Origin of the sequence: Streptomyces nanhaiensis, from assembly GCF_046614825.1 — a bacterium.
Taxonomy (GTDB): Bacteria; Actinomycetota; Actinomycetes; order Streptomycetales; family Streptomycetaceae; genus Streptomyces; species Streptomyces radiopugnans.
Genome location: NZ_JBKJFM010000320.1, coordinates 1 through 1,968, shown reverse-complemented (window position 1 = coordinate 1,968; position 1,968 = coordinate 1). Strand labels below are relative to the sequence as shown.

General features: G+C 79.9%; 2 protein-coding genes. Both read left to right on the top strand.

Annotation, left to right across the window (positions count from 1 at the left end; genetic code table 11):
• Positions 1–825 (top strand): precorrin-6Y C5,15-methyltransferase (decarboxylating) subunit CbiT (gene cbiT, locus ACLIYP_RS30310; protein ID WP_412716278.1); only part of this gene is annotated, 825 nt, incomplete at its 5' end.
• Positions 826–848: 23 nt separating this feature from the next.
• The coding region (locus ACLIYP_RS30305) for a cobalt-precorrin 5A hydrolase (RefSeq protein ID WP_412716279.1) at positions 849–1,968 on the top strand (1,120 nt) is incomplete at its 3' end.

Below are 1,968 nucleotides of genomic sequence, written 5' to 3'. Positions count from 1 at the left end.
GCCGTGCGCAGCGGGCCCGGCGCGGGGCCCGCGGAACTGGGCGCCGCCCTGGCCGCGGCCGGACTGCCGCGCACCCTGGTGGTGGCGAGCGCGCTGGGCACGGCCGACGAGCGCGTCGAGCGCCTCTCCCCCGCCGAGGCCGCCGCCCGCACCTGGCCCGACGAGGTCAGCGTGGTGCTGTGCCTGGACGCCTCCCGCGCCCTGGCCGGCGCGCCCCGGGCACTCGCCGGGCCGCGGCGCCCGCCCGCCGGGTGGGCGCTGCCGGAGGACGCCTTCGCCCACCGCGACTCGATGATCACCAAGTACGAGGTGCGGGCGCTGGCGCTGGCCCGGCTCGGGCCGCGCCCGGGCGATCTGGTCTGGGACGTCGGCGCGGGCTCCGGCTCCGTCGCCGTGGAGTGCGCCCGCCTGGGCGCGGCGGCCGTCGCCGTGGAGCGCACCGCCGACGGCGCCGAACGCTGCCGGGCCAACGCCGCGGCCCACGGTGTGGACCTCCAGACCGTGCACGGCACCGCGCCCGGTGTCCTCGCCGGACTGCCCGAGCCGGACGCCGTGTTCGTCGGCGGCGGGGGGCGGGAACTGGAGGCGATCGTGTCGGCCTGCGCGCTCCGCGCCCGCCGCACGGTCGTCGTCACGCTCGCCGCGCTGGACCGCGTACCGGCGGTGCGGGCCGCGCTCGGCGCCGCCGGTCTGGCCGCCGACGGCGTGCTGCTGCAGTCCTCCCGGCTGGCCCCCCTGCCCGGCGAGGTGGTGCGGCTCGCCGCAGGCAACCCCGTCTTCGTCCTGTGGGGCACCCGCCCCGGCACCGAAGGAGCATCCTCGTGAACGCCCCGAACGCCCCGGCCGGCCTGGTCGGTCTCGTCTCCGCCACCGCCGCGGGGCGGCGCGCCCGCGACCGCCTGGCGGCCGCCTGGCCGGAGGCCACCCGCGTCTACGACACCGGAGGCGAGGGCGGTGCCGCCGGCGCCGGCACCGTACGCGAGGCGGTCACCCGCGCCTTCGCCGAGTGCGACCGCCTCGTCTGCTTCCTCGCCACCGGCGCGACCGTGCGCCTGATCGCCCCGCTGCTGGGCGGCAAGGCGGACGATCCGGGCGTGGTGTGCGTGGACGAGGCGCAGCAGTACGCCGTGGCACTGCTGGGCGGCCACGCCGGCGGCGCGAACGACCTGGCGCACGCGGTGGCCGAGGCCCTGCCCGGCTGCCGCCCCGTCGTCACCACCGCCACCGACGCCGCGGGCGTCCCCGGCCTGGACACCCTCGGCCTGCCCGTCGAGGGCGCCGTCGCGGCGGTGTCGCGGGCCGTCCTCGACGGCGAGCCCGTCCGTCTGGTGCGTCATTCCGTCCTCCCCCTCCCTGCACTGCCACCCAACGTAACCGAGACCACCGACAACGCCACGCAGAGCGACGACGGGTCCGGTGACCGGGGCGCTGACGACGGGTACACCCTGCTGGTCAGCGACCGCGCGGTGGCGCCCGGCGACCGCACGGCCGTGCTGCGGCCGCCGACCCTCGCCGCCGGCGTCGGCGCCAGCCGGGGAGCCCCCGCCGACGAGGTCGCCGCCCTGGTCGGGCAGGCACTGGCCGACGCCGGTCTGTCGCCGCTGTCCGTCACCGAGCTGGCCACCGTCGAGGCCAAGGCCGGCGAGGAGGGCATCGTGGAGGCGGCCCGGCGCCTGGGCGTACCGCTGCGGACGTACCCCGCGGAGGAACTGGCCGCCGTGCCCGTGCCCCACCCCTCCGACGCGCCGCTGGCCGCCGTGGGCACCCCGAGCGTGGCGGAGGCCGCCGCGCTGCTGGCCTGCGGCGAGGGCGCCGAACTGGGCGTGCCCAAGCGGAAGTCCGCTCCCGAGGGGCGCGCGGCGATGGCGGCCTGCGCCGTGGCGCGGCGGCGGCACCGCGGACGGCTGGCCGTCGTCGGGCTCGGGCCCGGCGCCCGCGACCGGCTCACCCCGCGCGCCCGCGGCGAGC